This window comes from Rathayibacter sp. PhB1, from assembly GCF_004362935.1.
GTDB lineage: Bacteria > Actinomycetota > Actinomycetes > Actinomycetales > Microbacteriaceae > Rathayibacter > Rathayibacter festucae.
Genome location: NZ_SNYD01000015.1, coordinates 1 through 6,034, shown reverse-complemented (window position 1 = coordinate 6,034; position 6,034 = coordinate 1). Strand labels below are relative to the sequence as shown.

Here is a 6,034-nt window from a genome sequence, read left to right as displayed (position 1 = left end):
GCGCCGACGCAGCCCGCCACGCCGACCCCCGCGCCGACGCAACCGGCCACGCCGACCCCGGCGCCGACGCAGCCCGCCACTCCGAGCACCCCGACGCCCGCTCCTACGACGGCGCCGGCCAGCGCTGACCCGGCCGTGACCGTCACGATCACCGGCAAGTTCCTGACGGAGCCGGGTGAGCTGGTGAAGGAGGGCACTCGTGTCCAGTTCACGTATGACGTGAAGAACACCGGCGGTGTCGATCTGAAGGACGTCCTCGGGCGCAAGACGCTCAAGGTCGGCGAGTCGTTCCTCCTCACGACGACCGAGGCGGTCGTCACTGCTCAGAATCTCAAGGACAAGTACATCGCGGCGCAGTCGCAGCTCGTCCGGGGCACTCTCCCGGACGGGAAGCGTGTGACGGTGTCGGCGCCGTTCGAGTACAAGCTCCCCATCCCCGAGAAGCCCCCGATCCCCGCGCCGGCGCCGGATCTGGACGTCAAGGTCTCCGGCACGTTCGAGGTGAAGGAGGGCGAGCCGATCGTCGCCGGCACGAAGGTGAAGTGGGTCGCCGAGCTGACCAACACCGGGAACGTCGCGCTGCGCGACGTCCAGGTCGCGGACAGCGAGAAGCTCGCCGAGCTGCCCGTCGGTGAGACCGGCGTGGTCTCCTTCGAGACCGAGGTGACCGAGCGCGACGTGTTCAACCACTCGATCTGGGTCGCGTCACTCGCCACCGCCACCACGCCCGAAGGGACCACGTTCACCAAGTCGACCCTCGGCACCCTGGGCATCCCCACGGTGACGCCGACCCCCGCGCCGACCCCGACCCCGACGCCCGGTCCGACGACCAGTCCGACCGCGACCCCCACGGCGGGCCCCACTCCGGTCGGCCCCGACGTCCCGCCGAGCGGCGGCGCGGTCGCGCCTGCCGCCGGAGCGGCGAGCAGGGCGGGCAAGGAGATCGCGGTCCCGACCGCCCCCGCTGCAGCATCGTCGTCGTCAGCGAAGCAGGCGACCGCGGGTCACCTCGCGTCGACCGGTTCCGACGCCGCCGCCGTGCTGCCCGTCGCCGGCGTGCTCGGCCTCCTCGGCGCGATCGGCGTGCTCCTCGGTCGCCGTCGCCGACGCAACGGCACCGCCACCGAGTAGTCACCACCAGGAGCCGGCGGGTGATGGCGGTCACCCGCCGGCTCCTCTCGTCCCACCCGGACCGGGGTGGTCGTCCCCCGGACCCACCCCGCGGAGCGGGGGCAGCGACGACCTGGGAACACAGCCTTCTCGGCCAAACAGCACATTCCGTGCCATTTTCTTTCGGCCCTCAGAACTGGCGCCATACGTTTCCCCCTGTTGCTCAGCGCACAGCTCGGTTCGACCGAGTGCCGCCGCCCCGCCGAGGCTCATCGAGTCCGGACGGGAGCGGCCCGGCCACTGCTGAGCCGCCCGGAACGCACCGATGCGTGTCTCCGGGGCTCCTCCCCCGTGCGAGGTCCCCGGTCCGTCGCGCCTCGGAGTCCTCGACCCCCTGCGTCGGCGATCCGTCACTCCGCCCTCCGATCGAAAGACACCGCCATGTCACGAATCATCTCCGCCACCCCGTCCACCCGCCGCACCCGCGCGCTCCTCCGCTCCCTCGCGGTCACCGCCGCCGTCGGGATCGCCGTCACCGGCGCCTCCTTCCAGATCGCGCCGGCCGCCTCCGCCGCTCCGGCCGCCTCCTCCGCGAGCGCCTCGACCTTCGGGCCGGACGGCACGCACTACCCCTCCGACACGCCCGACATCCGCTCCGCGCTCCCCGCCGGCACGACCGTCGTCGACGTCGCGGCCTCGGGCCCCGCGATCCGCGCCGCGCTCGACGCCCTCACGCCCGGCCAGATCGCCGCCGGCGCCGTGGTCCGTGTGGCCCCGGGACGCATCGACGACCTCTCCGCGCTCGACGGCTACACGAACTCCGGCCCGCTCAAGGTGCTGATCACGGCCCGCGACGGCTTCCAGTCCGTCACCGGCGGCAGCTGGATGCTGAAGGGCGTCACCGGCATCACGCTGATGCGCTTCGACATCGGCTCGATCGACGTCAAGGGCGCGACGCACTCGTCCTTCGCCTGGCTGCGGATCGCGAACAACTGGATCGGCCTCGCCGCCTCGTCCGGGATCCCCGTGCGCGACGTCGAGCTGCTCGAGATCGTCGAGCCGGAGTCGAAGCTCAAGAGCGGCGACTCGGCGCAGATCAAGGCGTACGCGCCGAACACGGTGAGCGACGTGCTGGTCGCGGGCGACTACATCGCCCCCTCGTACTACGCCGACAAGCAGTACGGCGGCGGCGCGAACCCCGCGCGCCCGCACACGGACAGCCTCCAGATCGAGGGCGCCGGCATCGTCGGCCAGGTCACCGTCCGGGACACCGCCGTGTTCAGCTCGAACAACAGCGCCGTCATCGTCGGCGGCGTGAAGAACGTCCTCTTCGACCACGCGCTGATCGTCGGCGGCGACGTCGCCGCCCGGCGCTACCCGTTCCTGCAGGGCGGCGCCGGCTACCCCGGAGCCGTCAACGGCAAGGGCAGCGTCAGCGCGATCCAGGGCAAGGGCGGCGGCAACGTCGACGCCACCGACTCGATCTTCACCGGCTCACTGCAGCCCACCTGGAACGCCGTCTCCGGCTCCCGGACCACCCTCACCGGCAAGGTCGCCCGGAGCGGCGGCTTCTCCGTCGACACGGCGCTCAGCGCGCTGACCGCCGCCGGCCTCGACGCGCTGGCCCCGCGGCCGACGACGGCGTACCTCGCCGGCGCCTGGGACCACGTCACCGTCTCGGGCGGTACGACGTCCTCGTCCGCGAAGGTCGCCACCCGCTCGGTCGCTCCGGCGCCGGCCGCGTCGGGCGCCCCGAAGACCGCCCCGGCCCCGAAGACCACCGCGGCTCCGAAGGCGGCCACACCGGCTCCCGCGGCGCCCACTGCGAAGGCCACCACCGCTCCGACGGCGACCGCGACGCCCGCGGCCGCTGCCACCTCTGCTCCGGCCGCCGCGAAGCCCGCTCCGAAGAAGGCCGCCGTCGACCGGACCGCGCCGACCGTCGCGATCACCTCGCCGCGCACCGGCACGGTGCTGGGCGGCTCGACGACCGCCACCGTCACCGCGACGGACGACACCGTCGTCACCCGCGTCACCTTCCTCCTCGGCGGTACCGAGGTCGGCGACGCCGCGCAGAACGCCGACGGCACCTGGTCGCTGACCACCCGCACCGCGGGCAAGCACGGGACCTTCCCGCTCACCGCCCGCGCGACCGACGCCGCCGGCAACAGCACCGTCAGCGCGCCGGTCACCGTCACCCTGAAGTAGCGCCCGCGCGGGTGGATCTCGATACGCCCGCTGCGCGGGCTACTCGATCAGCATGGAAGGGGACCTTGCTCTTGTCATGGTGGTCGAGTAGCCCCGCAGGGGCGTATCGAGACCCGGCGTCGCCGGAAGGTGCGGGCCTGCAGGCAGGTGCTCGGACGCGGGTGGATCTACTTGGAAGAGACGCCCGCGCACATGCTGGTCGAGTAGCCCCGAAGGGGCGTATCGAGACCCGCCCACCCCAAGGACGTCGGTCTCTTCCCCGCCCTGCGCTGGCGCCGAAGGCGCCCCCTCCGCTCGATACGCCCGCTGCGCGGGCTACTCGATCAGCATGGAAGGGACCCTTCCCTTCCCATGGTGGTCGAGTAGCCCCGCAGGGGCGTATCGAGACCCGGCGTCGCCATGAGGGCGGGGCTGCAGGCTCGTGCTCTGGCGCGGGTAGAGGGCCGTGATCAGAGGCGGCCGAGCACGGTGATGTCCTCGAGGAACGCGGCGTTCACCTCGGCGGAGACCGTCGCCCGGGTCGCGGTGATCGCGGTGACGTAGTCGTCGAGGCTCGGGCCGCGGGCGGCGTCCGCGCCGGCGTAGACGGCGTGCTCGAGGGCCGACTGCGACGCCTTGCGGGCCGCGTACTCGATGTCGGCCGGGGAGAAGCCGTCGGTGAGCTCGACGAGCCGGCCGGTGTCCACGCCGACCGAGCCGGCCGGGAGGTAGCGGGCCCAGATCGCAGCGCGCGCCTCCTCGTCCGGGAGGCCGATCGGGATCACGTAGTCGAAGCGGCCGTGGCGGAGGAAGGCCGAGTCGAGCGAGCGGATGAAGTTCGTGGCGCAGATCAGCAGGCGGTCGCTCTGCTCGCGGAAGGCCGGGATGATCTTCAGCAGCTCGTTGGTGACGCCCTGCGTCGGCGACGGCGGCTCGCCCTGGCGGTGCGAGGCGATCTCCTCCACCTCGTCGATGAAGACGACGGCGCGCTCGAGCTCGGAGACCATCAGGAAGGTCTCGCGCAGCGCTCCGGCCAGCCCCTTCGGATCGGCGGCGAGCCGGGAGGGGAACACCTCGACGAACGACCACTCGAGCCTCGACGCGATCGCCTTCGCGAAGGTCGTCTTGCCCGTGCCGGGCGGGCCGAAGAGCACGACGGCGCTCGGCGGCGCGACGCCGAAGCGCTCGGCGAGCTCGGGCTGCGCGAGCGGCATGACGAGACGGCGCTCGAGCAGGGCCTTCTCGGCGCTCATGCCGCCCACCTGCTCCCAGAGCCCCCGCGGGAGCACGCGCCCGCCCAGCTCCGCCAGCAGCTTCAGCTCCTCGCGCTGGACCGGGATGCGGCGCTCGAAGTAGTGCAGGTTCTGCTTCTGCTCGAAGCCCTGGCGGAGGAAGGCGCCGGTGCGGGTCTCGGCGGCGGGCATCAGCGCCGAGAGCTTCGAGACGCCGGTCGGCGCCATCCGGGCTTCCAGGGCGGCGAGGAGGGAGGAGCCGATCCCCCGGCCCCGGGCCTCCGGGGCGGTCGCGAGGAAGACGACCCAGCCCTGCGCGTGCGCCGCCCGGCCGACCGCGGCGCCGACGATGTGATCGCCCTCGATCGCGACGACGGCGTGATCCTTCGCGCAGGAGGCGAGCACCTCCGCGAGGTTGTAGACCGGCTCGGCATCGGCTGCCGTCACGTGCTCCCAGAGCCGGAGGATGCCGTCGACGTCCTCGGCGTGGTAGTCGCGGACGCGCCAGCCGGTCATGCGGCTCCCTCCCGGACCTGCCCGGGCAGCCGGTCGCGGTCGTACGTGATCGTGCTGTAGCCGTGCGGCACGGGCGCTCCGCTCTCATCGAGGCTGACGAAGACGATCCGGTCGATGGCGAGGATGCTGCGCCGCGTCACCATGTTGCGGACCTCGGCGCGCATGGTGAGCGAGGTGCGGCCGAAGCCGGTCGCCCGCAGTCCGCGGGTTGCCGAGCTGGAGGATCGCGTAGATCGCGGCCTCCTCGTCGATCCAGCGGAGCAGGCTGCCGCCGAAGGCGAGTGATCTCGCCTCGATCATGACCGGCAGCACCCTGCTCGCCGACGCCGGCCAGACGATCTGAGAAGCGGCGGCAGCGACCGCGCCCCGGACTCCACGTCCGGGGCGCGGTCGCGTGCTCACTGCGGTACGCCCGCCGCCAGTGCCGGGAACTCGTAGACGAAGCCGCCGTCGGCGCCGCTGATCGTCGCGTAGGCCCGCGTCGTACCCGGCTCGATCGCGATGTTCGTCGCAGAGCTCAGCCCGGTCGACTCGTCCGCCGGAACCGAGACGGTCTGCAGGAGCGCGCCGGAGCTGTCGTAGACGAGGATCTCCGCGCGGCTGTGCACGCCGACGTAGAGGTTGCCGTCGGCGTCGACCGTGATCGAGTCGACCTGGCCGATGCCGGGTGAGGCGTGGATCGCCGGGAACGCGGTCGCGATCTCGGCGCCGCCCTCGGCGAGGGTCATCCGGTCGATCCGGTTGCCGGTGTTGAGGCTCACCCACAGCTCGCCGTGGTCGGGCGAGAAGGCGATGCCGTTCGGTGAGGGCAGTTCGCTCGCGAGCACGGTCGCCGCTCCGGTGGCCGGGTCGACGCGGACGACGCGGCCCGACGCCTCCCAGTACGGGTCCTGGGCGCCGGCGGCGTCGGTGACGTAGAGGGCGCCGTCCTCGCCGAAGGCGATGTCGTCCGGCTGCATCGGGACGCCGTCGACCGGGCCGGTGACGAC

Annotated in this window: 4 protein-coding genes and 1 pseudogene; 2 read left to right on the top strand and 3 right to left on the bottom strand. The window is 72.7% G+C overall.

The window, feature by feature from the left end:
• The first annotated feature begins 135 nt into the window (after positions 1 to 135).
• The gene (locus EDF17_RS20075; protein ID WP_123444589.1) at positions 136 to 1,131 is read left to right on the top strand and encodes an LPXTG cell wall anchor domain-containing protein; all 996 of its coding nucleotides are present in this window, start codon (positions 136 to 138) and stop codon (positions 1,129 to 1,131) included.
• Between the two features lie 420 nt (positions 1,132 to 1,551).
• Positions 1,552 to 3,318, top strand: a complete 1,767-nt coding sequence (locus tag EDF17_RS19610; protein ID WP_123444588.1) for an Ig-like domain-containing protein — start codon at positions 1,552 to 1,554, stop codon at positions 3,316 to 3,318.
• A gap of 449 nt (positions 3,319 to 3,767) precedes the next feature.
• Here the strand turns inward: EDF17_RS19610 and EDF17_RS19605 are convergent, their stop codons facing one another.
• The 3 genes and pseudogenes from EDF17_RS19605 to EDF17_RS19595 form a co-directional block, all read right to left on the bottom strand.
• Positions 3,768 to 5,045 carry a GNAT family N-acetyltransferase gene (locus EDF17_RS19605; RefSeq protein WP_123444587.1) on the bottom strand — a complete coding sequence of 426 codons (1,278 nt, stop codon included), beginning with the start codon at positions 5,043 to 5,045 and terminating at the stop codon, positions 3,768 to 3,770.
• Positions 5,042 to 5,345, bottom strand: a pseudogene (locus tag EDF17_RS19600) (hypothetical protein). Before EDF17_RS19600 ends, EDF17_RS19605 begins: the two are co-directional and overlap by 4 nt.
• A gap of 98 nt (positions 5,346 to 5,443) precedes the next feature.
• A partial coding sequence (locus tag EDF17_RS19595) for an SMP-30/gluconolactonase/LRE family protein (RefSeq protein WP_133672168.1) occupies positions 5,444 to 6,034 on the bottom strand: 591 nt, incomplete at its 5' end.

What these genes read in the sequence shown, in the direction of transcription:
- EDF17_RS19610 (WP_123444588.1), top strand. Translation starts at nt 1,552, where the DNA reads ATGTCACGAATCATCTCCGCCACCCCGTCCACCCGCCGCACCCGCGCG.
- EDF17_RS19605 (WP_123444587.1), bottom strand. Translation starts at nt 5,045, where the DNA reads ATGACCGGCTGGCGCGTCCGCGACTACCACGCCGAGGACGTCGACGGC.